This window comes from Massilia sp. GCM10023247 (genome assembly GCF_042653325.1).
Taxonomy (GTDB): Bacteria; Pseudomonadota; Gammaproteobacteria; order Burkholderiales; family Burkholderiaceae_D; genus Telluria.
The window spans coordinates 560,819-587,582 of sequence record NZ_JBHSIB010000011.1; the positions used below are offsets into that span (position 1 = coordinate 560,819).

27 protein-coding genes are annotated in these 26,764 nt (G+C 68.2%); 18 read left to right on the forward strand and 9 right to left on the reverse strand.

The window, feature by feature from the left end; genetic code table 11:
• The first annotated feature begins 17 nt into the window (after positions 1-17).
• The 11 genes from ACFPAH_RS12845 to ACFPAH_RS12895 all read left to right on the forward strand — a co-directional run bounded on the left by ACFPAH_RS12845 (position 18) and on the right by ACFPAH_RS12895 (position 10,775).
• On the forward strand, positions 18-818 hold the full coding sequence (locus ACFPAH_RS12845) for a fumarylacetoacetate hydrolase family protein (RefSeq protein WP_379745691.1): 801 nt from the start codon (positions 18-20) through the stop codon (positions 816-818).
• Positions 819-831: 13 nt separating this feature from the next.
• The gene (locus ACFPAH_RS12850; RefSeq protein ID WP_379745694.1) at positions 832-1,800 is read left to right on the forward strand and encodes an acetaldehyde dehydrogenase (acetylating); all 969 of its coding nucleotides are present in this window, start codon (positions 832-834) and stop codon (positions 1,798-1,800) included.
• A gap of 20 nt (positions 1,801-1,820) precedes the next feature.
• Positions 1,821-2,849, forward strand: a complete 1,029-nt coding sequence (gene dmpG / locus ACFPAH_RS12855; RefSeq protein WP_379745697.1) for a 4-hydroxy-2-oxovalerate aldolase — start codon at positions 1,821-1,823, stop codon at positions 2,847-2,849.
• A 585-nt stretch (positions 2,850-3,434) separates the two neighbouring features.
• Entirely contained in the window at positions 3,435-4,574 is a 1,140-nt protein-coding gene (locus ACFPAH_RS12860) for a porin (RefSeq protein WP_379745700.1), read from the forward strand.
• 80 nt (positions 4,575-4,654) lie between these two features.
• Positions 4,655-5,161 carry a hypothetical protein gene (locus ACFPAH_RS12865; RefSeq protein WP_379745703.1) on the forward strand — a complete coding sequence of 169 codons (507 nt, stop codon included), beginning with the start codon at positions 4,655-4,657 and terminating at the stop codon, positions 5,159-5,161.
• Positions 5,161-5,340, forward strand: coding sequence for a hypothetical protein (locus ACFPAH_RS12870; RefSeq protein WP_379745706.1), 180 nt, complete (start codon positions 5,161-5,163; stop codon positions 5,338-5,340). The genes ACFPAH_RS12865 and ACFPAH_RS12870 overlap by 1 nt, the downstream gene beginning before the upstream one ends.
• A gap of 51 nt (positions 5,341-5,391) precedes the next feature.
• Positions 5,392-6,906 (forward strand): MmgE/PrpD family protein, encoded by a 1,515-nt coding sequence (locus ACFPAH_RS12875; RefSeq protein WP_379745709.1) that lies wholly within the window; start codon positions 5,392-5,394, stop codon positions 6,904-6,906.
• A 119-nt stretch (positions 6,907-7,025) separates the two neighbouring features.
• Positions 7,026-8,099: a DctP family TRAP transporter solute-binding subunit gene (locus ACFPAH_RS12880; RefSeq protein ID WP_379745712.1), complete on the forward strand. Its 1,074-nt coding sequence runs from the start codon at positions 7,026-7,028 to the stop codon at positions 8,097-8,099.
• Positions 8,100-8,221: 122 nt separating this feature from the next.
• Positions 8,222-8,722, forward strand: a complete 501-nt coding sequence (locus ACFPAH_RS12885) for a nuclear transport factor 2 family protein (protein WP_379745715.1) — start codon at positions 8,222-8,224, stop codon at positions 8,720-8,722.
• A gap of 54 nt (positions 8,723-8,776) precedes the next feature.
• Positions 8,777-9,325, forward strand: coding sequence for a DoxX family protein (locus ACFPAH_RS12890; RefSeq protein WP_379745719.1), 549 nt, complete (start codon positions 8,777-8,779; stop codon positions 9,323-9,325).
• 52 nt (positions 9,326-9,377) lie between these two features.
• Positions 9,378-10,775, forward strand: a complete 1,398-nt coding sequence (locus tag ACFPAH_RS12895) for an MFS transporter (RefSeq protein WP_379745722.1) — start codon at positions 9,378-9,380, stop codon at positions 10,773-10,775.
• 385 nt (positions 10,776-11,160) lie between these two features.
• Here ACFPAH_RS12895 and ACFPAH_RS12900 read toward each other — a convergent pair whose 3' ends face one another.
• From ACFPAH_RS12900 to ACFPAH_RS12915, 4 genes are read right to left on the reverse strand one after another with little or no spacing between them, the layout of a single operon-like run.
• A complete protein-coding gene (locus tag ACFPAH_RS12900) occupies positions 11,161-12,111 on the reverse strand; it encodes a PDR/VanB family oxidoreductase (protein WP_379745725.1) in 951 nt (316 codons plus the stop codon).
• Between the two features lie 5 nt (positions 12,112-12,116).
• Positions 12,117-12,980 (reverse strand): fumarylacetoacetate hydrolase family protein, encoded by an 864-nt coding sequence (locus tag ACFPAH_RS12905; RefSeq protein WP_379745728.1) that lies wholly within the window; start codon positions 12,978-12,980, stop codon positions 12,117-12,119.
• 13 nt (positions 12,981-12,993) lie between these two features.
• A complete protein-coding gene (locus ACFPAH_RS12910; RefSeq protein ID WP_379745732.1) occupies positions 12,994-14,010 on the reverse strand; it encodes a cupin domain-containing protein in 1,017 nt (338 codons plus the stop codon).
• 9 nt (positions 14,011-14,019) lie between these two features.
• The gene (locus ACFPAH_RS12915) at positions 14,020-15,006 is read right to left on the reverse strand and encodes an ABC transporter substrate-binding protein (RefSeq protein ID WP_379745735.1); all 987 of its coding nucleotides are present in this window, start codon (positions 15,004-15,006) and stop codon (positions 14,020-14,022) included.
• Positions 15,007-15,301: 295 nt separating this feature from the next.
• Between ACFPAH_RS12915 and ACFPAH_RS12920 the strand changes: the two genes are divergently transcribed.
• The 6 genes from ACFPAH_RS12920 (at position 15,302) to ACFPAH_RS12945 (ending at position 21,459) form a co-directional block, all read left to right on the forward strand.
• Positions 15,302-15,991, forward strand: coding sequence for a TetR/AcrR family transcriptional regulator (locus tag ACFPAH_RS12920; RefSeq protein WP_379745738.1), 690 nt, complete (start codon positions 15,302-15,304; stop codon positions 15,989-15,991).
• 382 nt (positions 15,992-16,373) lie between these two features.
• Complete coding sequence (locus ACFPAH_RS12925) at positions 16,374-17,231, forward strand: alpha/beta fold hydrolase (protein ID WP_379745741.1); 858 nt, start codon at positions 16,374-16,376, stop codon at positions 17,229-17,231.
• An 82-nt stretch (positions 17,232-17,313) separates the two neighbouring features.
• The gene (locus tag ACFPAH_RS12930) at positions 17,314-18,213 is read left to right on the forward strand and encodes a VOC family protein (RefSeq protein WP_379745744.1); all 900 of its coding nucleotides are present in this window, start codon (positions 17,314-17,316) and stop codon (positions 18,211-18,213) included.
• 59 nt (positions 18,214-18,272) lie between these two features.
• On the forward strand, positions 18,273-19,436 hold the full coding sequence (locus tag ACFPAH_RS12935; RefSeq protein ID WP_379745747.1) for a hydroxylase: 1,164 nt from the start codon (positions 18,273-18,275) through the stop codon (positions 19,434-19,436).
• An 8-nt stretch (positions 19,437-19,444) separates the two neighbouring features.
• Complete coding sequence (nadC, locus tag ACFPAH_RS12940) at positions 19,445-20,323, forward strand: carboxylating nicotinate-nucleotide diphosphorylase (protein ID WP_379745750.1); 879 nt, start codon at positions 19,445-19,447, stop codon at positions 20,321-20,323.
• Positions 20,324-20,331: 8 nt separating this feature from the next.
• Positions 20,332-21,459, forward strand: a complete 1,128-nt coding sequence (locus ACFPAH_RS12945) for an MFS transporter (protein ID WP_379745753.1) — start codon at positions 20,332-20,334, stop codon at positions 21,457-21,459.
• A gap of 74 nt (positions 21,460-21,533) precedes the next feature.
• Here the strand turns inward: ACFPAH_RS12945 and maiA are convergent, their stop codons facing one another.
• From maiA to ACFPAH_RS12965, 4 genes are read right to left on the reverse strand one after another with little or no spacing between them, the layout of a single operon-like run.
• Entirely contained in the window at positions 21,534-22,178 is a 645-nt protein-coding gene (maiA, locus tag ACFPAH_RS12950) for a maleylacetoacetate isomerase (RefSeq protein WP_379745756.1), read from the reverse strand.
• 57 nt (positions 22,179-22,235) lie between these two features.
• Positions 22,236-22,946: a fumarylacetoacetate hydrolase family protein gene (locus tag ACFPAH_RS12955; RefSeq protein WP_379745759.1), complete on the reverse strand. Its 711-nt coding sequence runs from the start codon at positions 22,944-22,946 to the stop codon at positions 22,236-22,238.
• A gap of 19 nt (positions 22,947-22,965) precedes the next feature.
• Positions 22,966-24,015 carry a gentisate 1,2-dioxygenase gene (gene gtdA / locus ACFPAH_RS12960; protein ID WP_379745763.1) on the reverse strand — a complete coding sequence of 350 codons (1,050 nt, stop codon included), beginning with the start codon at positions 24,013-24,015 and terminating at the stop codon, positions 22,966-22,968.
• 20 nt (positions 24,016-24,035) lie between these two features.
• Positions 24,036-25,241: a 3-hydroxybenzoate 6-monooxygenase gene (locus ACFPAH_RS12965; protein WP_379745766.1), complete on the reverse strand. Its 1,206-nt coding sequence runs from the start codon at positions 25,239-25,241 to the stop codon at positions 24,036-24,038.
• Between the two features lie 110 nt (positions 25,242-25,351).
• On the opposite strand from ACFPAH_RS12965, the gene ACFPAH_RS12970 reads away from it, so the two are divergent.
• On the forward strand, positions 25,352-26,242 hold the full coding sequence (locus ACFPAH_RS12970) for a LysR family transcriptional regulator (protein ID WP_379745769.1): 891 nt from the start codon (positions 25,352-25,354) through the stop codon (positions 26,240-26,242).
• Between the two features lie 139 nt (positions 26,243-26,381).
• Here the strand turns inward: ACFPAH_RS12970 and ACFPAH_RS12975 are convergent, their stop codons facing one another.
• A complete protein-coding gene (locus ACFPAH_RS12975) occupies positions 26,382-26,540 on the reverse strand; it encodes a hypothetical protein (protein WP_379745772.1) in 159 nt (52 codons plus the stop codon).
• Positions 26,541-26,764 lie beyond the last annotated feature (224 nt).

Here is a 26,764-nt window from a genome sequence, read left to right on the forward strand (position 1 = left end):
CCATTCGAGGTCCCATCATGAACCAGCAACTGGTCGGCGCAATCGCCGACGCCCTCTGGGAAGCGGAAACCCTGCGCCAGCCCTGCGCGCCGCTGCGCGAGCGCATCCTGGAAGCGGCCGCCGGCGGCGATCCGGTCGCCTGCGCCTACGCCATCCAGCAACACAATGCCCGCCGCCGCACCGAGGCCGGTGCACGCCTGGTCGGACGCAAGATCGGCCTGACCTCGACCGCCGTCCAGCAGCAACTGGGTGTCGATTCGCCCGACTTCGGCGTGCTGTTCGCCGACATGGCCTTCGGCGACGGCGAGCCGATTCCCCTGGCGCGGACCCTGCAGCCGAAGGTCGAGGCGGAGATCGCGCTGGTGCTCGAGCGCGACCTGACCCACGAGCGCCACACCTTCGCCGACCTGGTCTCGGCCACGGCGTATGCGCTGCCGGCGATCGAAGTGGTCGGCAGCCGCATCGAACACTGGAACATCAAGCTGCTCGACACGGTGGCCGACAACGCCTCGTCCGGCGTGTTCGTGCTCGGCTCGCGCCCGGTCCGGCTCGGCAAGCTGGACCTCGTGCACTGCGCGATGACGATGGAGCGGCGCGGCGAGGAGGTCTCGCGCGGCAGCGGCGCCGCCTGCCTCGGCAACCCGCTCAACGCCGCGGTCTGGCTGGCCGACATGATGGTGCGCGTCGGCACGCCGCTGCGCGCCGGCGACGTGCTGCTCAGCGGCGCGGTGGGGCCGATGGCGGCGGTGGCACCGGGCGACCAGTTCACCGCCCGCATCGAGGGACTGGGCGACGTGCGCGCAGTCTTCGGCAACTAACCAGGGAGTCACCATGAACCAAGCAACGAACCAGCGAAAACAGCGGGTCGCCATCATCGGCTCCGGCAACATCGGCACCGACCTGATGATCAAGATCCTCAGGCACGGCCGGCACGTCGAGATGGGCGCCATGGTCGGCATCGACGCCGCCTCGGACGGCCTGGCGCGCGCGGCGCGCATGGGCGTGCCCACCACCCATGAAGGCGTGGAAGGGCTGGCGCGCATGCCCGGCTTCGACCAGATCGACATCGTGTTCGACGCCACCTCGGCCGCGGCCCACGTCAGGAACGACGCTTATTTGCGCGCCCTGAAGCCGGCGCTGCGGATGGTCGACCTGACCCCGGCCGCGATCGGTCCCTACTGCATCCCGGTGGTCAACGGCGACCTGCACGCCGACGCGCCGAACGTCAACATGGTCACCTGCGGCGGCCAGGCCACGATCCCGATGGTGGCGGCCGTCTCGCGCGTGGCCGAGGTCTATTACGCCGAGATCGTCGCCTCGATCGCCAGCAAGTCGGCCGGCCCCGGCACCCGCGCCAACATCGACGAATTCACCGAAACCACCTCGCGCGCCATCGTCGAAGTCGGCGGGGCGCGCCACGGCAAGGCGATCATCGTGCTCAATCCGGCCGAGCCGCCGCTGATCATGCGCGATACCGTGTACTGCCTGGCCGCGCTGGACGCCGACCAGGACGCGATCCGCGCCTCGGTGCGCGAGATGGCGGCCGAGGTGGCGGCCTATGTGCCGGGCTACCGCCTGAAGCAGGACGTGCAGTTCGAGCGCTTCGGGCCGGAGGCTGCGCCGAACGTGCCCGGCATCGGGCGCCAGGCCGGCCTGAAGGTATCGGTGTTCCTCGAAGTGGAGGGCGCCGCCCATTACCTGCCTGCGTATGCGGGCAATCTCGACATCATGACCAGCGCGGCGCTGGCGACGGCCGAACGCATCGCGGCCGGCATGCAGGCCGCGGCGCTGGCCGCATAAGGTTCCGACGGAGACAAGCCATGTTCAAGCACGACAAGAAAATCACCATCTCCGACGTCACCCTGCGCGACGGCATGCACGCGGTGCGCCACCAGTACTCGATCGAACAGGCGGTGGCGATCGCGCGCGCGCTCGACGCCGCCGGGGTCGACTCGATCGAAGTGGCGCACGGCGACGGCCTGCGCGGCGCGAGCTTCAACTACGGTTTCGGCGCCCACACCGACCTCGAATGGATCGAAGCCGTGGCCGCCAACATCCAGCATGCCAGGGTCGCCACCCTGCTGCTGCCCGGGATCGGCACCATCCACGACCTGAAGAACGCCTATGACGCCGGCGCACGCATCGTGCGCGTGGCCACCCATTGCACCGAAGCGGACATCTCGCGCCAGCACATCGAATACGCGCGCGAGCTGGGCATGGACACGGTGGGCTTTCTCATGATGAGCCACATGAGCACGCCCGAGAAATTGGCCGAGCAGGCCAGGCTGATGGAAAGCTATGGCGCCCAGTGCGTCTACGTGGTCGATTCGGGCGGGGCGATGAACATGTACGACATCGCCGCGCGCTTCAAGGCCTTCAAGGAGGTCCTGAAGCCGGAGACCGAGACCGGCATGCACGCCCACCACAACCTGAGCCTGGGCGTGGCCAATTCGCTGGTCGCCCTCGAACACGGCTGCGACCGCATCGACGCCAGCCTGACCGGGATGGGCGCGGGCGCCGGCAATGCGCCGCTCGAGGTGTTCATCGCCGCCGCCGACCGCATGGGCCTCGCCCATGGCTGCGACGTCAAGCGCCTGATCGACGCCGCCGAGGACATCGTCCGGCCGATGCAGGAGCGCCCGGTGCGGGTCGACCGCGAAACCCTGGCGCTCGGCTATGCCGGCGTGTATTCGAGCTTCCTGCGCCACGCGGAAGCGGCGTCGGCCCGCTACGGCATCCCCGCCTTCGACATCCTGGTCGAGCTGGGCAAGCGGCGCATGGTCGGCGGCCAGGAAGACATGATCGTCGATGTCGCGCTCGACATGCTGAAGGGGCGCGCGGCTGCCTGACAGGCGCCGGGTAGGGTGGTCGGCTCCACCCTGACATAAGCATCACGCCGGCGTCGGCGCCGCCCACGCGTTCAACCGGCAGGTGCACAGCCGCGAAGATGCAAGCACGGTTTGAACGCGTGCGCGGCGCATACGCAGCGCCGCCGCCGCAAGGGTGGAGCCGAGCACCCTACGAGCGATGCAAAAAACGTATAGCAGCAATGCCGGCTTTCGGGTTGCACCGCACCGGCAAGATGACGAGAATTCTAGAACATAACTTCCAGAGTATAAAATCTGGTAAAGAGAAAACGGAGACCTTCATGCCCCATGCGCCGACCCGCCGCAGCGGGAAACGAGCAGCCAGCCTTATCCGGCCCATGCTGCGCGCTTTCCCGGTTCCATGCCACCCGCATATTCCCGACCGCAGCGGCGCGCACTGAATCCCCGCAGATTGAACCCACGCGCCGAACCGCATCGACGGCCGTGGACGTGTTGACAAATTAGCCGCCCGGCCAGCCCGCGCAAGAAGGGCGGCGGCGTTCGAAGTACCAGCGCAGGCTGGCAGGAGGGCGTCCCCGCCCTGCATATGACAAGAATGGAGACAGCATGAAGAAGTTTTTAGCCGGTATGGGCGCCCTGTGCGCATCGGCCGCAACGATGGCCCAGGCTCCGGCAAAAGCCCCTGAAGCACCGGCGAGCAGCCTCAAGATCTACGGCGTGGCCGACATCTCGATCGCGCGCTACCGCACCCCGAACGAATCGAAGACGGCGCTGCACGCCGGCGGCTCCGGCTCGCGCCTGGGCTTCCTGGCCAGCGAAAGCCTGGGTAACGGCTGGACGGTCGGCGCCCGCCTCGAGGCCGGGATCAACCTCGATACCGGCACGTCGAGCTCGACCAACGGCAACCCGAGCCGGGTGTTCGGCCGCCAGGCCTATGTCGAACTGGCGAACCGGGAACTCGGCACCCTGCGCCTGGGCCGCCAGCAAGGCCCGACCTACAACTTCTTCCCGTCCTACGACCCGATGCTGCTGCCGGCGATGGACGCCTGGGGCGTGGTGACGACCCTGGCCTTCCCGGCGCCGGGTGTCGCCTCCGGCAACGGCACCTCGACCGGCTTCCTGATCAACCCGACCGGCCGCACCGAAAACACGCTCGCCTATATCGCGCCGCGCGTGGCCGGTGTCCAGGGCACGCTCGCCTATAGCCCGTCCGAAGGATCGGCGACCCAGCCGGACCTGCTCGAAGCGGGGGCCGACTACGTGGCCGGACCGCTCCAGCTGGGCGTGCTGTACGTGCGCGCCGGTGCCACCGACGGCGCCGGCGCGATCCGCGCGACCGAGGCCAATTCCGAGATCGCCTTCGGCGCCAAATACGAGGCCGGCCCGGTCCAGCCTTACTTCAGCTACATCCGGCGCAAGTCGACCGACCCGACCCGGGCCGCGGGCGGCGGCATCCTGAACGGCAACGACGAAACCGTGCGCCTGTTCGGGGTCGCGATTCCGGTCTCGCAACGCGGCACGGTGCGCATGACCTATGGCCGCTACTCGAGCGGCACGGCCAACAGCGACGCCACCAACTATGGCGCCGCCTACACCTACGCGGTCAACCCGCGCCTGATGCTGATGGCCGCCTTTACCCACCTGTCGCAGGACGGCGCGGCGCGCTACGGCGTGTTCCAGAGCCCGCGACCGGGCGCCGGCGAGTCGGTCGACGCCGTCACCACCGGCCTGACCTGGCGCTTCTGAGCGTCGAGCGATTTCGCAGTGCAAGCGCGGGCGCCGCAGGGCGCCCGCTCCAAGCTAGTCCAATAGAGGGGAGTATAAAAATGTCCAAGAACTCAGCCTGGTATTACATCGTCCACTGGTTGCGCCTGTACTTCGGCGCGCACCTGCTCTTTTCCGGCATCCGCTATGCGGCCACCGGCTACGTTCCGGAAATTCCCGGCGTCGGCGGCGCCTGGGTCCAGGCCAATGCCGACATCTACCTGTACCAGGCGATCAAGTACCTGGAAATCGTCACCGGGGCCATGATCCTGACGAATCGCTTCACGCTGCTGGGCCTGATCCTCGAATTCCCGGCAACCGTCAACATCTTCTGGCTCAACACCTTCATCGTCGCCACCCCGCGCCAGCTGTTCACCGGTCCCCAGGAACTGTTCCTGAACGGCGCGCTGCTGCTGGCCTACAGCGGCTGGATGGTGGCCGTCCTGAAACCGAAGCTCGAGCCGCTCTGGCTGTGGGACGGCGAACGCGCCTACAAGCCCATCGTCGGGGGCCGCATCCTCGAGCAAGGCAACGCACGCAATGTCAACTACAAGAGCGAGGTGAACTGATGGACAAGAGCAAATGGATGGCGGTCGTGGTGTGCCTGCTGCTGACGGCGGGCGCGTATATCGGTTCGACGGGCCTGTTCTACACGACTTTCCGCCCGATCCGTAACTACGACCTGGTCGCCTTCGCGACTTCCTGGGTCGGCCTGATCTACATGCTGGTGCGCGACCGCAAGCGCTAAGGTTCCAAAAACGCGCGCCGTCGGGACACCCATTACAACAAGGAGACAAGCATGGAAACGAGTCGCAGGAAGTTCGTAGGATTGTCGGCGCTGCTGGCCTCGTGGGCCGCGACCCCGGCCTGGGCCTTCGTCGAGGCCGGCCAGGCCCCGGCCGCCGGCACCGCCCCCGCCCAGGTGCCGGACGCGATCTACGCGCTGGTCGATTACTGCCTTAAAACGCGCTACGAGGACCTGCCGCCGGAAGTGGCGGCCGCCACCAAGACCCAGATCCTCGACACGGTGGCCGTCACGCTGCCGGCGCGCGGCGCCGACGGCATCCGCCAGCTCGAGGCCTGGAGCCGCGAGACCGGCGGCAAGGGCGAAAGCCTGGTCCTCGGCACCAGCCTGCGCCTGCCGGCCGAGAAGGCGGCGCGCCTGAATGCCGCCATGGCCGCGGCCCTCGAGTACGACGATACCTACGAGCCCTCGCTGATCCACGCTTCCTGCGTAACGATCCCGGTGGCGCTGGCGGTGGCCGACTTCAGCGGCCGCGTCAGCGGCAAGGAGCTGATCGCCGCGGTTGCCACCGGTACCGACGCCGCCTGCCGCCTGTCGCGCGCCGGTTCGCCCGGCGTTTCGCCCTTCATCGTCGGCTGGGACCCGACCCCGATGTACGGCTTCCTGGCCGCGACCCTGGTGGCGGGGCGCCTGATGGGCCTGAACCGCGAGCAGCTGGCGGCGGCCGTCGGCCTGGCCTACCACCAGTTGTCGGGCAATGCCCAGGCCAGCGTCGACGGCACCCACGCCAAGCGCCTCGGCGCCGGCTTCGCCGCCTACGGCGGCATCATGTCGGCGCGCCTGGCCAAGCACGGCGTGGTCGGTTCCGACCGCGTGCTACAGGGCGTCAAGGGCCTGTTCAAGCAATACCACGGCGGTCAATACTCGGAAGAGGCGCTGCTCGGCGGCCTCGGCACCCGTTTCGCCGGTCTCGACATCGCGCCGAAACCCTATCCGAGCTGCCGCGGCGGCCATGTGGCCATCGACGGCATCCTGGAACTGGTCAAGGCCGAGGACATCAAGCCGGCCGATGTCGATTCGGTGACGATCTACAGCCCGCCGGCCGAGATGATGCTGCTCGGCGCGCCGCTGGAAAAGAAGCGCAACCCGAAGACCATCGTCGAGGCCCAGTTCAGCAATCCCTGGATGGTGGCGGTGGCGATCCAGGACCGCGAGGTCGGCCTGCGCCACTTCACGGAGGCGGCCTTGAAACGCGCCGACCTGCGCGCGCTGGCGCAGCGCATGGTCACGGTCGAGGACAAGAGCCTGGTGCGCCCGGACGGCGGCCCCGGCTTCGTGCGCCTGGAACTCAAGACCCGCGACGGCAAGGTATTGACGAAACAGGTGCAGTTCGCCAAGGGCGACCCGAAGAACCCGATGACGCCTGGCGAGTACCGCAACAAGGTACTCGAATGTACCGACGCTGCCGGGATGAAGCGCGCCCAGGCCACTGCCCTGATGGCGCGCATCCTGAACCTGGAGGCGGAGCGCGACGTGGCGGCCCTGACCCGCGCGATGGCGATTGCCTGAAGTCCGCCTGCACCGGAGACCAGATATGCGCCTGGCACATAGCAGACATTCGCAAGCCGGCATTGAAAGCGGAGTGGGCAAGGATGATAATCTTCAGACGCAATAGAAAGTTCGAAACAATGCTGGAGACCTTTACCCAACGCGCGGCCGGCCTGGCGCGGCGCCTGCTTCCCCTCCTGGGGCTGGCGGCCACCCACGCCGCGCTGGCGGCGCCGGCAGGGCAGGCAGAGCACGCAACCCCGCGCCAGCTCGAGATCGCCGACTACCGCGCCTACCTGGCCGAGCAGCATCCGGTCCGCCAGGGCATGCGCAAGTTCGCCGAGGAGGTCGCGGCGGCCAGCGGCGCCGGCCTGCGGGTGACGGTGCGCACCGATGCCTTGCCCGGCTCGCCCGCCCAGCAGCTCGCCGCGCTGCAAGCCGGCAGCGCCGGCGCCCCGGCCCTGATGCTGGTTGCCGGCACCGGGCTGGCGCCGCTGGAGCCCGGGTTCACGCTGCTCGACCTGCCGTTCCTGGTCAGGGACGAAGCGCAGGCCGACGCCTTGTTGGATGGCGCTTTCGGCACTGCCTTGCTGGGACGCCTGGCGCCGTCCGGCCTGGTCGGCCTGGCCTGGTGGGAAAACGGCTTCCGCCACATCACCACATCCAAAGGACCGGTGCGCGGCGCGCAGGACTTGCGCGGCCTGAAGATCCGCGTCATCAACGAGCCGGTGTTCGCCGAGACCTTCGAGGCCTTCGGCGCCACGCCGGTGCCGCTGCCTTTCGGCGAGCTGCGTTCGGCGCTGGCCGCGGGCCGCGTCGACGCCCAGGACAATTTCATCTCCCAGATCCTGGCCGGGCGCCTGCACGAAGTGCAGTCCTCGCTCAGCCTCACCAGGCATTCCTACAGTCCCCTGGTCCTGGTCGCCCAGGCCGGCACCTGGAACAGCTTGACCGGCAAGCAGCAGCGCGTGCTGCGCGCGGCCGCCCTGGAAGCGGGCCGGGTCCAGCGCGCGGCGGCCCGGGCCGAGGCGAAGAGCGCACAGGAGGCGCTGGCCGGGCTGGGACTGCGCGTGATCACCTTCGCGCCGGCGGAACTGGCGCGGCTGCAGGCCTTGAGCGCGCCGCTGCGGGCACGCTATTTCGACCGTTACGGGAAGGAGCTGCGGCCGCTGTATCAAGCTGCAACCCAGGCCGCGGCCGGACAGGCTCGCTGAACCGTGGATGCGGTGCGCGGCGCGCGCCGGCCGCCAACATCATGCACAGCGCATAAAGGAGACGTCCCGATGGGACCTGACGACAATCAAACAAGCAGGGCTGGCAAACAGGAGACACACCAGTGATAACCGATAAAAAACTCAACGTCCTCTCGATCGCACTCGGTGTGCTATTGACCGGCTATGTGGCGCAGGACCTGCATTTCAATCCGCGCTGGTACGGCGACAACGGCCCCGGCGTCGGCCAGATGCCGCGCGAAGTCGTGGCCGGTTTCATGGGCATCGCCTACGGCCAGGGCGACCCGGCCCAGGCGGCCAAGCTCTACTACACGCCGAAGACGGCCGACCTCACGCCCGACGCGGTCTACCGCCAGCCATCGGCGCCCTTGCATTCGACGGTGCGCCAGGTGGTGGCCGAAGGCCTGAACGTGGCGGTGCACCACTGCGTGGAATCCGGGACCAGCGCCGGCACCGGGCACGGCGCCCACGAGCTGGTCGACATGTTCCGCACCGGGAACGGACGCATCGTCTGGCGCAAGACCATCGCCCAGCCCCTGGCCGGCGGCTGCGCCGGCAGCGCGCTCGGCGAGCAGGTCGACCTGGGCCTGGCCAAGGCCCCGTAAGCGGCCGCCCGACCCGCCCCATCAGAACAACATCGCATCATGGAGACAAGAATCATGGCAATATCCACCCCGGCGGCGCTGTCCACCACCAACAAACTCGACATCTGGTTCATCGGCAAGCTGGTGCTGATCTTCTTTCGCATCATGCTCGGCACCTGGATGATCGTCAGCGGCAGCAGCCACCTACTGTCGCTGTTCGGCTTCCCGCCGATCTTCCCCCAGCCGCTGGGCAACATGCACGCCTCGAACGTGATGCTGGTGTCGCTGCTCGAAGTCGGCCTGTTCGACCTCGTCAAGACGGTCGAGCTGATCGTCGGCCTCTGCCTCGTGTTCAACGTGTTCGTGCCGCTGGCGCTGGCCGCGGCGCTGCCGGTCTCGTACATGGTCTTCCATAACTCGATCTTCCTGAACCTGCGCTACGACCGGATCTTCAGCACCTACATGGCCGTCTGGTGCCTGTACATGAACGTGATCCTGATCCTGGCCTACTTCCGCTACTACCTGCCGATGCTGAGGATGCGCGCGCCGATGGGCAGGCTCGAGGACTTCAGGCAGCTGCCGGCGATCTTCGACCAGCCGGAACAGGACCGCGGCCGGGTTTGAGCCCGCCGCACCGGACCCACATTGAACCGATAGACTAACCGACGGAATTATCATGGCTGACCATCCAACTACACAGGCGCAGATCACGAACCGGCGCCGGGCCGTCCTCGCCAGCTACCTCGGCACGACGCTCGAATACTACGATTTCCTCCTGTACGGCGTGGCGGCGGCGATCGTCTTCCCGCACATCTTCTTCGTCAACATGGACCCGACGGCGGCCACGCTGTCGGCCTTCGCGACCCTGGCGGCCGGCTATTTCGCCCGTCCGGTCGGCGCCGTGATCTTCGGCCACTACGGCGACCGCCTCGGGCGCAAGAAGATCCTGATGATCACGCTGATGCTGATGGGCGGCGCCAGCGTCCTGATCGGCCTGCTGCCGACCTACCAGCAGATCGGCATCCTGGCCCCGATCGCGCTGGTCGTGCTGCGCCTGGTGCAGGGCTTCGCCATCGGCGGCGAATGGGGCGGGGCGACCCTGATGTCGATGGAGCACGCCAAGCCGCGCGGACGCGGCCTGGCGGTCTCGATCGTCGCCTCGGGCGGCCCCAGCGGCGCCGTGCTCGGCACCCTGATCATGATGCTGTTCTCGAAGCTGCCCAACGAGCAGTTCCTCGACTGGGGCTGGCGCATTCCCTTCCTGCTGAGCGCGTTGCTGGTGGTGCTCGGCATCGTGATCCGCATGAAGCTCGAAGAGACGCCGGAGTTCGAGGAAGCGCGCAAGAAGCGCCTGGCCTCGGGCAGGAAGGTCAGCGTGCTGCCGGTGGTGACGGTGTTCCGCCACAACCGCGCCCAGGTGCTGTCGGGCGTGATCGGCGGCCTGGCCCCGCTGGCGTTCGCGACCTTCGCCGCCGCCTTCCTGCTGAACTATGCGGTCACGGTCGGCCATACCCGCACCGACGCGCTGCTGGCGATGACGGTGGCGAACCTGCTGCACATCTTCACCATGCCGTGTTTCGGCGCGCTGTCGGACCGCTACGGCCGCCGCCCGCTCCTGATCACCGGCGCGCTGCTCGGCGCCGCCGTCACCTGGCCGATCTTCCTGCTGGTGAACGAGGGCAGCCTGGGCGGCCTGATCCTGGCGCTGATCCTGGCCCTGCCGCTGGTGCAGGCCATGATGGGCGGCCCGGTCAATACCTGGATGGGCGAGAAGTTCGCCGCCGACGTGCGCTACAGCGGCATCGCCGTCACCTTCCAGCTGGCCTCGACCATCGGCTCGGGCACCGCGCCCCTGATCGCCTCGGGCCTGCTGGCCATGCGCGGCGGCACCGACCCGGTGCTGGTCGCCGTCTTCTTCGGCGGCCTGTGCCTGGTCAGCGCCGTGGCCTATTACTTCAGCGCCGAGCGCTTCGACCAGGAACTGCCGGTGCACACCGCCGGAACCGACGAGGCAATCGAGGCCGAAGCCGAGGCGCTGCGCGGCATCCAGAGTGAGAAGGTGCAGCCAGGCTGAGCCGGCTGCGCCCCTTCATCAACGGACCCGAGAGGGTCCGTTTTTTTTGGGACAAGGTACTGTCGCGAGGTTTCAGGAGGCGGTTGAACGCGTGGGCGGCGTTGACGCAGCGTGGCTGCCGCCGGCCGGGTGGAGCCGCCCACCCTACGGGTCCGATCATCCGTTTCGTCGTAGGGTGGGGTCCCGACTCCACGCGTGCAAGCGGCCGATGCGGCATCGCGAGGTTTCAGGAGGCGGTTGAACGGGTTGAACGCGTGGGCGGCGCACACGCACGCGGTGTGTTTACACCCGGGTGGAGCCGACCACCCTACGGCTGGGAGCCGGCGCAAAAAAAAACCGCGCGCCGGCGGGGACCGGTGCGCGGCAAAGGAGGATGAAGCAGAACTTAGAGGTCGAGCACCAGGCGCTCGCTTTTCGCGCGCGAGCAGCACACCATCATCGACTTGTTGGCGGCGCGCTGGGCCGGCGTGAGCACCTCGTCGCGGTGGTCGATGTCGCCTTCGAGCACGGCGATCTCGCAGCAGCCGCAGATGCCGGCCTCGCAGGACGACTCGACGGCGACGCCGTTCTCGGTGAGCACCTGCAGCAGGGTGGCGCCGGCCGGCACGCGCAGCTCGATGTTGCTGCGCGCGAGCTGCACGATGAAGCCGTCGCCGCTGGTGGCAACCGGGGCGCTGGCGCCGAAGCGTTCCAGGTGGACCGTGGCCGGATCGCGCGCGGCGCAGGCGGCCTCGTAGGCGGCCAGCATCGGGCCCGGGCCGCAGCAATAGAAATGGGCGCCGGCCGGCGCCTGCGCCACGATCGCGGCCATGTCGAGCACGGCCTGTGCATCCGCGTCCACGTGCAGGTGCACGCGCGCGCCCGATTTGCCCAACTGGGCCAGTTGCGGCAGGAAGGCGAGGTCGGCGCGCGAGCGCACCGCGTACCACAGCTCCCAGGACGCGCCCAGCTGGGTCAGGCGCTCGGCCATGCACAGGATAGGCGTGATGCCGATGCCGCCGGCGAACAGTACGCTGTGCGGCGCGCTTTCCACCAGCGGGAAGTGGTTGCGCGGCGCCGACAGTTCGAGCAGGGTGCCGACCCGCAGCTGCTCGTGCATGAACTGCGAGCCGCCGCGGCTGTTCGGATCGCGCTTGACGCCGACCACGTAGCGCGTGGGCGCATCTTCCGCATGCAGCAGCGAATAGGAGCGGGTGATGCCGTTCGGGAGGCGGACGTCGACGTGGGAGCCGGCCGTCACGGCCGGCAGCGCCGCGCCGTCGGGCCGCACGAAGCTGTACTCGCGGATGTCGTCGGTCGCGTAGGCGATCGATTCGAGGCGGACGCTGATCGTCATGATCTTTACTCCCAGCCGGCGCGCACGGCCACGCGCATGGAACCGACGCCGTCGATCGCGCAATCCATCACGTCGCCCGGCAGCACCTGGCCGACGCCGGCGCAGGTGCCGCTCATGATGATGTCGCCCGGGTGCAGGGTGTAGTAGCGCGAGGCCCAGGCGATCTGCTCGGCGATACCGATGATCATGGACGCGGTGTTGGCGCGCTGGCGCAGCTCGCCGTTGACGCGCAGTTCGATGTCGATGGCCTGCGGGTCGGCGATCTCGTCGGCCGTCACCAGCCAGGGGCCGAGCACGGCATAGCTGTCGACCGACTTGCGCAGCGAGCGGTCCTCCGGCCCGCGCACGGTCATATCGAGCGCGATCGCATAGCCGGCCACATACGACAGGGCCTCTTCTTCCGAGACGTTGGCGGCCGTCTTGCCGATCACGACCCCGAGTTCCATCTCGTGGTGCGACAGGCGCTCCGGGAAGCGCAGGGTCACGCCCTCGGCCTGGCCGACCAGGCTGCTGGCGGCCTTCAGGAACAGGCCCTGCTCGCGGACTTCGCCCTGGTAGCGGTTGCTGAAGGTGGCGCGGTCGGCTTCGGCCTCGGCCACGTGGTCGGCGTAGTTGACCGGCACCCCGATGATCTTGCCGGGATTGGCCACCGGGCTCAGGAAGCGTACTTCCTCGACCGGTTTCGAGGGCGCGTTCGGCAGCAGGCGCTCGATCGCGGCGCGTACCGTGTCGAGGTGGGCCAGCAGCAGGTCGCCCGGCGCATGCGGGTAGCGCGCGGCCGGCAGGGCCGCCAGGGCGCCGCCCACGGCATAGACCTTGCCGTCGGCGACGACGCCCAGTTGTTGTTGGTCGTACCAGCAGATTTTCATGGTGTGGCGTCTTTCAGGTAACAGTGCGGGTGTCGGTTTCGTCGGTCAGCAGGCCGAGGCGGCGCAGCAGGTCGGCGTCGGAGACGATGAACAGGCGCGCGTCGGCGTCGCCGGCGCGGTGGGATACCCAGTTGTGCTGGGGTACGGTAAAGGTGTCGCGCGGGCCCCAGGCGAAGACCTGGTCGCCGATGCGGGTTTCGCCATGGCCTTCGACCACGGTGCAGACCAGGTTGGCGTTGGTGCGGGCCGGCAGCGTACGCACGCCGGCGTCCAACTGCATCATCGCCGTGTCGAGCATCGGCAGGGCGCCGGCGCCGGTCAGCGGATTGACGTAGCGGACGCGGCGCGCGCCGTCCTTCGATGCCGGAGCGTGCGCCAGCGCGCGCAGGGCGTCGGCATACGGGTAGCGGAACACCGGCGAATGGTCGCGCCGGCCGGCCAAGGCTTCCGGCACGATGTTGGGGACCGCGAAGGCGGCGTCAAGCATCGTCACCGGGGTATCGGGGATCGGGCCCGGCTGGAACACGACGGTGCCGAAGTTCTGGTGCAAGGGCACGTCGAGCACGTCGAGCCAGACCACCGGTTCCATGCCGTCGTGGCGGTGCTCGTGCCAGCACATGCCGGGCGTGAGCACCAGGTCGCCGAAGGCCATCGGGCATTCCTTGCCGTCGACCAGGGTGACCGCGCCGGCACCTTCGAGCAGGAAGCGCAGCGCGTTCATGGTGTGGCGGTGCGGGCGCGCGGTCTCGCCCGGCAGCAGGCATTGCAGGGCGGCGAGCACGCTGCCGCAGGTGTATTCGTCGGCCAGCGAACGCGCGTGCGGGCTGAGCATCTGCAGCACGCGGCGCTGGACCGCCGCCGGCGAGGTTTCGCGGAAGGCCAGGTCGACCAGCGGGCGGGTCTCGGCCCAGCGCCAGATATGGGCGGCGGCGGGGCCGGGCGGCGGCTTGTGCGCGTTCGGGCTGGCCCACAGCGGCGCCAGGTGGGCGCCGTGCCAGCGTTGGTAGGACTCGGAGTCGAATTCGCTCATGCGTGGTCCTCAGAGTTTGAAGGATTCGAAGGTGCCCGGGTGGAACAGGTCCTCGGGCGTGACGCGGCGCGAGGACAGGCCCTGGCGGTGGTGGTGGTCGAAGAAGGTGTCGAGCACGTGGCGGTTGCCGTCGATGCCATAGGACCAGAAGTCTTCGCCCATCAGTTCGCGCGCCTGCTTGAGGCGCTCTTCGGCGAAGGGCAGGGTGATCTTGGTGGCCGAGGTCTCGCCCAAGTGGTCCAGCGCCACCGTCTTGGCCTGGTTGAAGGCTTTATAGACGGCGCCCGGCAGCCAGGGGTGCTGCTCGGCCAGTTCGCGGCGCACGCCGAGGATGTGCATGATCGGGAAGATGCGGGTGCGGCGGAAGTAGTCCTGGGCGGCCGCGACCGGGTCCGGATACAGCCAGCCGACGTTCGGCGTGCCCGGTGGGACATCCGGCGCGCGCGGCGCGACATAGGCGTCGATCTCGCCCTTGGCCAGCAGGCTGGAGATGGTTTCGCCTTCCGGCGCGTCTTCCAGCCGGACGTTCGGCGGCAGGTCGAGCTTGATCTTTTCCGGGCGGCCCGCGTGCGAGATGCCGCCGCGTACCCAGGTCACGTCCGATGGCTTGACGCCGTGGTCGTCTTCCAGGAAGGAGCGGACCCAGACGTTGGCCGTGAGCTGGTACTCGGGCAGGCCGATGCGGCAGCCGCGCAGGTCCTCGGGCTTCTTGATGCGGTCGGTGCGCACGTAGATGGCCGTGTGGCGGAAGGCGCGCGACAGGAAGACCGGCACGCCGACATAGGGCAGGGTGCCGGCCGCGGTCTTGACGGTCGAACTCGAGAGCGACAGTTCGCAGATGTCGAATTCCTCGCCGCGGAAGGCACGAAAGAAGATCTCTTCCGGCGACAGCGTCATGAAGACCGGATCGACGCCGTCGATCTGGACGGCGCCGTCGATCAGGGGACGGCAGCGGTCGTAGTTACCGATGGCCACGGAGAGCTTGAGTTTGTTCATGGGTTCCTTCTTGATTGCATAAGCGGGGACAAAAGCGGGCATAAGCGGGCAAAAGCCGCGGGCACGCAAGGCACCCGGCGATGGCGCCATTTTTTGTGATCGTGGCAAGCGAAGCAATGCGCAAAGCTTCATTTCAGTTATGCTGCCGCGGCATGGGTCGGCCTGCGCGCTAGGGAACAGGCCGGTTCGAGCCGCCGGCGGCGGCGCCGGGCAGTGGTCGCGCAGTGGTCGCGCAGTGGTCTATATGCCATCTCGCGTGTTACCATTTTTTCCCCTACTGGAGAATGCCGAACCCATGTCCCTGACTACCAATCGCCCCCGCCGTTCCGGAGAACACCGCACCAGCGCCGCCTCGCGCGAGCGCATCCTCGATGCCGCCTTCGAGGTCATCTGCGACGAGGGCTACAGCGGCGCGACCATGGCCAAGGTCGCGAAGAAGGCCGAGCTGCCGGTGGGGAGCGTCTACTGGCATTTCGAGAACAAGGACCTGCTGCTGGCCGCCCTGATCGAGACCAGCTTCGAGCGCTGGCACACGCAGGTCGCCGCCACCCTCCAGCCGCGCCCGGGCGAGCCCTTCGAGCAGCACATCGAGCGCATCTTCGGCAGCCCCGAAGCGGGGCGCCAGTACGACGCCGCCGACTTCTGGCGCCTGGGCGTGATCCTGAGCGTGGAGAAATCGGTGCGCGAACAGGTCGCGCGCGAGCGCTTCCTGAAGATCCGCCAGCGCCAGCGCGCCGAGCTGGCCGCATGGTGGCGCAACACCATCGCGCCCGAACTGATCGCGCACGACCCCGACCTGCCGGAACGCCTGAGCGGCTTCACCCTCGCCCTGCAGGACGGCAACGCGATCGCCGGCGCCTCCGGCGAATCGATCCGCGCCTTCCGCCCCATGCTCGCATCGAGCCTGATCCACCTGGTGGCCGAGGCCTCGGCCAACCTCAAGCTCGCCGACCAGCGTAGGGTGGTCGGCTCCACCCGGGTGTAAGCACACCGCCTGCGTGTGCGCCGCCCACGCGTTCAACCAGCGGCCGCGCCGCAGCGGCGTATCACAAGGCCGTCGCCTGCGTGTGCGCCTGCTTCGCGTTCCGCGGGCATTTAGCCCGCGTCACCCCACGCGTTCAACCAGCGGCCGCACCGTCGCGGCAGTTCACGACCCCGTTGAACGCGTGGGCGGCGCACACGCCACGTCAGCCCACACGCCCGGGTCCAGCCGACCACCCCACCGCCCGGAACACGCCACAAATAAAACCTTGATTCTAGAACGAAGGTTCAGCTAATATGTTTTGGAGCACTGCGGCCACGCCAGGCCGCGTGACGACCGGATGCACCCGGCAGCCAACCCATATCGATGTTGAACGGAGGAAGACGTGGCGAACGTAACTGAAGAAAACACCAGCAAGCGCATCAAGACCAAGAACTGGGACATCCACTACCACGAGGCCGGCGCCGGCCATCCGCTGGTGCTGGTGCACGGCGGCGGGCCCGGCGCCTCGGCCTGGAGCAACTACAACCCGAACATCGCGACGCTCGCCAAAAAATACCGCGTGCTGGCGATCGACCTGCCGGGCTGGGGCAAGTCCCAGGCCGTCACCTACGACCAGCGCGACAACAGCGGCGCCCTGGCCGAGTTCCTGGAGGCGCTCGGCATCGAGCGCGCCGCCTTTGTCGGCAATTCGATGGGCGGCTCGTCCTGCATCCGCCTGGCCTACGAGCGCCCGGAACTGGTGTCGCACCTGATCACCATGGGGTCCTCGGCCGGCGTGCCCGGCATCTTCGATCCGGCCGGCCTGTCGGAAGGCGTCAAGGCGCTGGAAGCGGCGTATTTCAATCCGTCGATCGAGACCATGCGCAAGTTCGTCGAGGGCATGGCCTTCGATACCCGCCACGTCACCGACGAACTGCTGGCCGAGCGCGTCAAGGCGGCCCTGGCCCGCCCCGACCACATCGAGGGCTGGAAGAGCGGCCACGGCAAGCCGATGGTCAGGCTCGATCCGCTGCGCGTGGCGACGATCGCGGCGCCGACCCTGTTGATGCATGGCCGCGACGACCGCACCGTGCACTTCAATTCGGCCCTGGTGCTGGCCCGCGCGATCGCCAACTCGCGCGTCTACATCGTCAACCGCTGCGGCCACTGGGTCCAGCTCGAGCACACCGACGAGTTCAACCGCGTGATCGATTCCTTCATTGAGGGCAATCCCGACAACGGCGCCCGCCAGGCAGCGTAATCGGACCCATCCGCGCTTTTTTTTGGGCGTGGATGAATACATATTCCAGAATCCGTAATCGACAAAAACAGGGAGACAGCGAATGATCAAGTCGCTTGCTTACCTCGGGGTGCAGTCGCCCGAGTACGCGCAGTGGGAAAGCTTCGGTCCGGAAGTGCTCGGCCTGCAGCATGCCGGGCATGGCCCGGACGGCGCGGTCCGCTTCCGGATCGACGAAGCCGCCCATCGCATCACCATCCACCCGGGCGAACGCAATGCCATCGCCTACATCGGCTGGAGCGTCAAGGACGAAGCCGACGCCAAGGCCATCGCCGAGCGCGTCCATGCCCATGGCCTCGACGTGGCGCGCTCGCGCAGCGAGGAGAACGCCGAGCGCAAGGTCGAGGGCTTCTACTGGTTCAAGGACCCTTCGGGCTTTCGCCACGAGCTGGCCTGGGGTCAGCACCACACGGTCGCGCCCTTCCACCCGGCGCGCCCGATTCAAGGTTTCCGCACCGCCGAGCAGGGCCTGGGCCACGTGGTGCTGGCCGTGGCCGACCTCGCCGAGGGCGACCGCTTCTATCGCGAGGTGCTGGGCTTCCACCCATCCGACATCGTGCGCGACGGCCCACTCGAAGCCCACTTCTACCATATCAACGGGCGCCACCACTCGCTGGCGATCAGCAGCCTGCCGACCCGTGAAGTGGCTTTCCTGCACCTGATGATCGAAGTGAATTCGCTCGACGACGTCGGCAGCGCGCATGACCTGTGCGAGGCGCGCGGCATCCCGATCACGACCACGCTGGGCCGCCACAGCAACGACCACATGATCTCGTTCTACATGTACACGCCCTCCGGCTTCCGCCTCGAATACGGCTGGGGCGGGCTGGACGTCGACCACGACCTGTGGGTGCCGCGCACCTACGACAAGCCGAGCAGCTGGGGCCACCGCAGGCAGCACAAGGAGCTGACCGCGCTGATGATGGATCCGCCCAAGGCTTGAGCATGCAGCATCCGGCGCCGCCGGAACCCACCAAACAATCGAATAAAGAGGAGTGCATCATGCATCCGGTACGAGAAACCATCATTGGCAACATCGACAGCTTCGTCCAGGAAGAACTGCCCAGCAATGCGCTGGGCCGCGTCACCGACGAGGGCGCGCGCCTGATCCGCGACAGCGGCCTGGTGCGCATGCTGCAGCCGAAAGACTACGGCGGCTACGAGGCCGACCCGCGCGAGTTCTACCAGACCGTCATGGACCTGGGCTCGAAAGCCTCCTCGCTGGGCTGGGTCGGCTCGGTGGTCGGCGTCCATCCCTTCCAGTTCGGCCAGGGCGACCCGCGCATGCAGGAAGAGGTCTGGGGCCAGGACCACGACACCTGGACCGCCTCGCCGTATGCCCCGATCGGCAAGGCGCGCCGCGTCGACGGCGGCTACATCCTGAGCGGCCAGTGGCCGTTCTCCTCTGGCACCGACCACTGCAAGTGGGCCGTGCTGGGCGGCTTCGCCGAAGGCGCGGACGGCGTCTGCAACGTGCTGACCCACTTCGTGCTGCCGCGCGCCGACTACGAGATCCTGCAGGACTCGTGGAACGTGATGGGCCTGCAGGGCACGGGCAGCAAGGACGTGCTGGTCAAGGAAGTCTTCGTGCCCGAGTACCGCACCTATAACGTGCAGGACCTGAACGACTGCGTCTACGCCAGCCGCAACCGTCCCGGCACCGCCCTGTACCAGATCCCCTTCGACCTGTTCTTCCCGGGCGCGATCTCGGCCGCGACGATGGCCATCGCCGCCGGCGTGGTCAACCATTTCGCCGAGTACACCGGCAGCCGCGTGACCCGCATGGGCACCAGCCAGACCCAGAACCCCTACCACATGGCGTCCCTGGGCGCGGCGCTGGCCGACATCGACGCCTCGCGCCAGCACGTGCTGGGCGAGATCGGCGAGATCTACCGCTTCGTCCAGGGCGGCGGCAAGGTCACCAAGGAGATGAAGTACAAGGCGCGCGTGAACCAGGTGCGCGCCGTGCGCCGCGCCGCGAATGCGGCGGCCGAGGTCTTCAAGCATGCCGGCGGCAACGCCAGCCGCGTGACCAACCCGATCCAGCGCACCTGGCGCGACCTGTCGGTGGCCATGGGCCACGCCTGCAACGTCGACGATCCGGTCTACGCGGCCTACGCCGGCTCGCTGTACGGCGTGCCGATCCCGCGCGGCGTCGTCATCTGAGCGCGGCCATGGAGACGCAATTCGCGAGGCAGGTCGAGGAAGACGTGCGGCGCGCGCTGATGGAAGACGTCGGCGCCGGCGACCTGACCTCGGCCCTGGTGCCGGCCGGGCAGACGGCGCGCGCGCGCATCGTCTGCCGCGAGGCCGCCGTGATCTGCGGCCAGCCGTGGGTGATGGAGACGCTGCGCCAGGTGGCGCCCTCGGCCCAGGCGCTGTGGCTGGTGCGAGATGGCGAGCGCTGCGCGCCGGGCGCCGCCATCGTCGAGATCAGCGGCAGCGCGCGCGGGCTGCTCACCGCCGAGCGCACCTGCCTGAACTTCCTGCAGACGCTCAGCGCGGTGGCGACCAAGACCGCGCTGTATGTCGAGGCCGTGGCCGGCACCGGCGCCGCCATCCTCGACACCCGCAAGACCATCCCCGGCCTGCGCGCCGCCCAGAAGTACGCGGTGCGCTGCGGCGGCGGGCAGAACCACCGGATGGGCCTGCACGACGCGATCCTGATCAAGGAAAATCATATCGCCGCCTGCGGCGGGCTCGGCGCGGCCTATGCGGCGGCGCTGCGCCAGGGCGCAGGCGCCAGCTTCATCCAGGTCGAAGTCGAGACCCTGGGCCAGCTCGAGGAAGCGCTGGCGGCCGGCGTGACCATGGTCCTGCTGGATAACATGCCGCTCGCGCAGATCCGCCAGGCGGTCGCGCTGGCGGCGGGCCGCTGCAGCCTCGAGGTCTCGGGCGGCGTGACGCTCGAGCGGCTGCGCGCGCTGGCCGAGAGCGGGGTCGACCGCATCTCGGCCGGCACCCTGATCAAGGACGTGCACGCGGTCGACTTCTCGATGCGCTTCAAGGCGCAGCCGGTCGAAAGTCCGCGCCCGGCCGCCGCCGCGTCCTGAGCGGGCGCATGCGGCTGCCCGTCCTGATCGCGCTGCTGGTACTGGCGCACACGGCGTTTACGGGCGGACGCGTGGCCTTGACGCTGGCGGCGATCCGGCTCGGCGGCACGCCCTTCGAGGTGGGCCTGGTGCTCTCGATGCTGGCCGTGCTGCCGATGCTGTTGTCGGTGCACGCCGGGCGCTGGACCGACCGCAGCAGCGTCGGCCGCCCGATCCTGCTCGCGCTGCTGATGCTGGAAGGGGCGCTGCTGCTGGCCATGCTGCCCTCGCTACTTGGCCTGGGCGCGGCCGCGGTGCTGCTGGGCTCGGGCTTCATGCTGGTGCACCTGGCGATCAACAACGCGGTCGGCAAGGGCAGTGCGCCCGGCAAGCTGACCCACGGGTTTTCGCTGCTCGCGCTGGGCATCTCGACTTCCACCATTGCCGGCCCGGTGCTGGCCGGCCTGCTGGTCGACCATGCCGGCGGCAGCCGGGCCTTCCTGGCGCTGGCATTGCTGCCGCTCGGCGCGCTGGCCCTGCTGTGGCACCGGCGCCGCGAGGCGTCAACGGTCCCGCCGCGGCCACGCCAGGCGCACAAGGCGCGCGCCATCGACCTGCTGCGCCACGCGCCCCTGCGCGCCGTGTTCGTCGCCAGCGCCTTGCTGGCGATGGGCTGGGACCTGTTTACCTTCATGATGCCGATGCACGGCGCCCAGGCCGGACTGTCGGCTTCCGCCATCGGCCTGGTGATGGGCGCGTTCGGCGCCGGCACCTTTGTCGTGCGCCTGTTCATGCCGGCGCTGGCGCGCGCCTTCCCGCCCTGGCGGGTGCTGGCCGGCGCGCTCGGCGTGACGGCCCTCGTGTATGCGCTGCTGCCGCTGTTGTCCAACTTGGCGGCGCTGCTGGCGCTGGCCTTCGTGCTGGGACTGGGGCTCGGCTCGGCGCTGCCGATGATCATGACCGCGCTGCAGGAGGCTTCGCCGCCGGGACGCAGCGGCGAGGCGATCGGGGTGCGCACCATGCTGGTGAATGCCAGCCAGACGCTGCTGCCGGTGAGTTTCGGCGCGATCGGCTCGGCGGGCGGCTCGGGTGTCGTGTTCTGGGCGCTGGCCGCGATCCTCGCCGGCGGCGCGCTGTTCGCGAGCCGTAAGACGTAGGGTGGAGTCCCGACTCCACCGCTGCACACGCTGCGCAACGGCGGAGTCGGGACTCCACCCTACGATCTACATCATCATTCCGCGTCCGGCTGCAACTCCGGCTGCGCATCGCGGAACGCCGGCAGCGCCAGGCAGCGGGCCTCGATCGCGGTGAGGGTCGGGTAGCCGGACAGGTCGCATTCGAAGCGGCGCGCGTTGTACAGCTGGGGCACCAGGCAGCAGTCGGCCATGGTCGGGGTGTCGCCGTGGCAGAACAGGCCGCTGGCCGGGTTGGCGGCCAGCTGGCGCTCGATCGCCTCCAGGCCCAGGGCGACCCAGTGGCGGTACCAGGCGTTCTTGCCGTCCTGGCTCGCGCCCAGCTCGGTGCCCAGGTATTTCAGCACGCGCAGGTTATTGATCGGGTGGATGTCGGCGGCGATCGCCTGGCTCAGCGCGCGCACGCGGGCGCGGCCGGGGGCGTCGGACGGCAGCAGCGGCGTCGCCGGGCGCGTCTCGTCGAGGTATTCGATGATCGCCAGCGACTGGGTCAGCACCCGGCCATCGACCTCGAGCGCCGGCAGCAGGTGCTGGGGATTGAGGGCGTCGTAGGCGGCGCCGAACTGCTCGCCGCCGTTCTTCGACAGGTGGACATGGCTTTCCTCGGCCTGCAGGCCCTTGAGCTTCAAGGCGATGCGCACCCGGTAGGAGGCCGAGCTGCGGTAATAGGTATGGAGTTTCATGTGGGGAAGCGGTGAGATGATGCCGGCGACGGCGGCGCGCCGCCGGCAAGTGGGAACTTAGACGACGTCGATGCTGATCGATTCGAGGCCGGCGATGCTGCCGACCATGCGCTGGCCGCGCTTGACCGCGCCCACGCCTTCCGGCGTGCCGGTCATGATCAGGTCGCCAGGCTGCAGTTCGAACAGGGTCGAGAGCTGGGCGATGGTCTCGGCCACGTTCCAGATCAGGTGGGTGATGTCGCTGCTCTGGACCGTCTTGCCGTCGACCGTCAGCGCGATCGCGCCGCTGTCGATGGCGCCGCTGTCGCTGCGCGGCGTGATCGGGCCGACCGGCGCCGAATAATCGAAGGCCTTGCCGATTTCCCATGGGCGGCCCTGTTCGCGCATGCGCATCTGCAGGTCGCGCCGGGTCATGTCCAGGCCCACGGCATAGCCGAAGATGTGTTCGGCGGCGTCTTCAGGCGCGATGTCGCGCCCGGCCTTGCCGATCGCGACCACGAGTTCGATCTCGTAATGGTAGTTCTCGGTGAGCGGCGGGTAGGGCAGCGCGACCGTTTCGTTGGCCGGAACCGCCACCACCGACTGCGCGTCGTTCGGCTTGCAGAAGAAGAAGGGCGGTTCGCGGTCGGGGTCGAAGCCCATCTCGCGGGCATGGGCCGCATAGTTGCGGCCGACGCAGTAGACGCGGCGCACCGGGAAGGCGGCATCGCTGCCGGTGACGGGCAGGCCGACGACGGCGTGCGGCGGGAACAGGAACTTGTTGCTCATTTCAGGTCTCTCAAAAAGGTTATTTGGAAAGGAACTCTTCGCGCAGCATACCAAGCGCTTCGTGGACCGGCCGGTCCGAGAAGCTGAACAGCACCGCCTCGTCGCTCGCTTCGAGCACCAGCGTGGCCCAGGAGGGCACCACGAAGGTGTCGCGCGCCGCGAACTCGAAACGGCGCCCGCCTATGGTAGCGCTGCCGCTGCCTTCGACGACGCTGTAGATGGTGCCGTCGGTGCTGCGGTGCGGCAGGCCCTTGAAGCCGGCCGGCAGCAGCTGCATGCACGCGCCGATGGTCGGCATCGGGGCGCCGCCGGTCAGCGGATTAATATAGCGCAGCTTGACGCCGGTCCACGGGTCGACTTCTTCCTGGCGGCGCAGGGTGTCGAGCGCCTCGCGCGAGCGGGCATACGGATAGTTGAAGATCGGCGAGCTGCTGCGCGTGTGCAGCTGGCGCACCGGCGCCATGTTGTAGCCGTAGGCGGCCAGGCTGCGGCCTTCGGGACGCGCCACCGGCTGGCTGGCGGCCTCACCGTTCTCGGCGAAGCCGCCGCAGAAGAAGCGCGTGGTCGGGATGTCGAGGCCGTCGAGCCAGATCACGGGTTCGGCGACGCCGTCGATGCCCGGGTTGCCGTGGTCGTGCCAGGCCCAGGACGGGGTCAGGATGAAGTCGCCCGGGTGCATGGTGGTGCGTTCGCCGTCGACGGCGGTGTACGCGCCCTTGCCCTGGACGATGAAGCGCAGCGCCGACTGGGTGTGGCGATGGGCCGGCGCTACCTCGCCGGGCAGGATCAGCTGCAGGCCGGCGTAGAGCGAATGGGTGATCGAGGAGCTGCCGGGCAGGGCCGGGTTTTCCAGCACCAGCACGCGGCGCACGGCTTCCTCGGCCGAGATCAGCTGGCCGGCGCGCTCGAGCAGCGGCAGGATGTCGGCGAAGCGCCACAGGGCGGCGTCGTAGCCGGGCGAGGGCTGTTTCGGCACCAGCTGGTGCAGCGACTCCCAGAGCGGGGTCAGGTGCAGGCCCAGCATGTCCTCGTAGAGGGCGCGGCGCGCGTCTTTCAGGTCCTGATGCATTGTGTTCTCCTGTCGTCGGTTCAATCGTGGGCGAGGCAGTCGGCCGCATTCCAGCCATACAGCCATTGCAGCGCGTCGTAGAAACCCTTCTGGTCGCGGCCCTTCCACAAGTCGTTGCGCACCAGGCGCTCGACCCCGTGGGCGTGGTACAGGCGGCCCATCTCGCGCGCCGACAGCACCACCCGCGCGGTGCGCGCGATGCGCGACTTCTGGTACAGCGCGAACGCCGCCTCCATGTCGAAGCCGCAATGGCGCACCGCTTCACCCAGGGTCACCGCGTCTTCGAGCGCCATGCAGGCGCCCTGGGCCAGGTATTGCAGGGTAGGGTGGGCGGCGTCGCCGAGCAGGGTGATGCGGCCTTTCGTCCAGTTCTCGACGGGGTTGCGGTCGGCCGTGCTCCAGCGGCGCCAGCTCGAGGGGCAGTGCAGGAGCTGGCGCGGCAGCTCGGCGATGCCCGTGAAATAGGACAGCACCTCTTCCTTGCTGCCGTCGCGCACGTCCCAGACCTCCGGTTCCCGGCTGTGGAAGGTGACCACCAGGTTGTACTGGTCGCCGCTGCGCAGCGGGTAGTGCACCAGGTGGCAGTTCGGGCCGGCCCAGAGCACCGGCGCATTCCAGCGCAGGTCGTCCGGCATCTCGGCCGCCGGCACCACGGCGCGGTAGACCACGTGGCCCGAGACCCGCACCGGGTCGCCGACCACCACGTCGCGGGCGACCGACTTGATGCCGTCGCAGCCGACCAGGTAGTCGGCTTGGTAGCGCCGGCCGTCGCGCGCAATCGCGGTGACGCCGGTGGCGTCCTGCTCGATCGCGTCGATGTGGCAGGAGGTGACCAGCTCGATGTGCGGCGTGCGGTGCACGTGGTCGAGGATGGCGGTGTGGATGTCGGCGCGGTGGATCACGGCATAGGGATTGCCGAAACGCGCGCGGAAAGCTTCGCCGACCTCGAAGGAGCCGACCTCGCTGCAATCGACCGCGTCCATCATCACCAGGCGTTCGGTGAACACGGCGCGCGCGCGCACCGCTTCGCCCACGCCGAGCGCGTCGAGGGCGGCAAAGGCGTTCGGCGCCAGCTGCAGGCCGGCGCCGATCTCGCCCAGTTCGGCCGATTGTTCGAGAACCGTGACGGCGATGCCCTGGCGCGCCAGGGTCAGTGCGGTGGCGATGCCGCCGATGCCGGCGCCGGCGACAATCACCGAGGGTTTGTGGGTAGGGGTCGAAAGCATGGTGGGCTCCTGCATGGGTGGATGCCCTTAGTGTGCCCGGCGCGCGCTATCCTGAAAACTGATCGAAGCTGATTGCTATAATCAGGTTTTTAAATAGTGGGTGGCCTGCCTTGAAACGCTTCGACCTCGAACTGCTGCTCGTCTTCGACGAAATCTACAAGACCGGCAACGTGACCCGGGCCGCCGAGAACCTGGGGCTGCCGCAGTCGACGGTGAGCCTGGGCCTGGCGCGGCTGCGCGAGCATTTCAAGGACCGGCTGTTTACGCGCACCGCGAAAGGCATGGAGCCGACGCCGCGCGCGGGCAATGCCATCGGCGACGTGCGCCGCGCGCTGCAGGCGCTGCAGCATGCGCTGCTCGACGAGCCCGTGTTCGAGCCGGGCGCCAGCACCCGCGAGTTCCGCATCTGCATGACCGACATCAGCGAGATCGTGCTGCTCCCGCGCTTGCTGAACTACCTGCGCGAGTACGGGCCCGGCATACAGGTCGAGATCTCGAAGATCTCGCCCGACAGCCCCTTCGAGCTGGCCGACGGCCGGGTCGACCTGGCGGTCGGCTTCATGCCGCACCTGGAAGCGGGCTTCTACCAGCAAAAGCTGTTCGACCAGGAATTCGTCTGCCTGGTGGCCAACCGCCACCCGCGCGTGCGCGATACGCTCAGCCTGGAGGCCCTGCAGCGCGAGGAGCACCTGCTGGTGCGCACTTCCGGCACCGGCCACGCGATCGTCGACAAGGTGCTGGCGAGCGAGGGCATCGAACGGCGCGTCGTGCTCAAGCTGCCGAGTTTCCTCGGCGCGGCGCGCATCGTCGCCCAGACCGAGCTGCTCGCCATCGTGCCGCACCGCTACGGCGAGGAAATGGCGGCCAGCGAGGACATCCGCCTGCTGCCGGTGCCGGTTGCGCTGCCCAGCTTCCAGGTCAAGCAGCACTGGCACGAGCGCTATCACGCCGATGCCTCGAACCGCTGGCTGCGCCAGGTGTTTGCGCGGCTGTTCGCGTGAGGCGGGAGAAGCTCGGGCAAGGCAAAAAAAAAGCAGTCACGATCGCTCGTGACTGCTTCAGCTGACGGGTGCCAGCGCAGTGCGCGCCGTTCTGGCATGGCGCCGTACTGTTTCGTCCTGCCGCGGCAGGACGGGAAAATTACAGGCCGCAGCCGTAGTAGGCCGGGTCCGAGTCTTCGCCGGTGTAGGTCGGGTCGAGCTTCTCGCGCAGGCTGAGCGTCAGGAAAGCGACGACGAGCGACAGAAACGAGTGCGATGGTGCGGCTGCGTAATTCGAGACGGCTGGTGCGTTAATCATATTCAGCTCCTGATAGTAAATATATGCGATGAACTGAAATATAATGAACACTATCGATAGATGCCAATTGATAGTGATGATACCGGTTATATGGGATGTGAATATTGTTAACTAAAACCTAAGGGCGTTACACAGTTTTTGTTGCAAATGCCCGGGGAGCTGCAGCATCCGAGGCATTTATGTGAGCAAAATACTACGCTGGCCGGGTTGGACGGTTTTTGGGC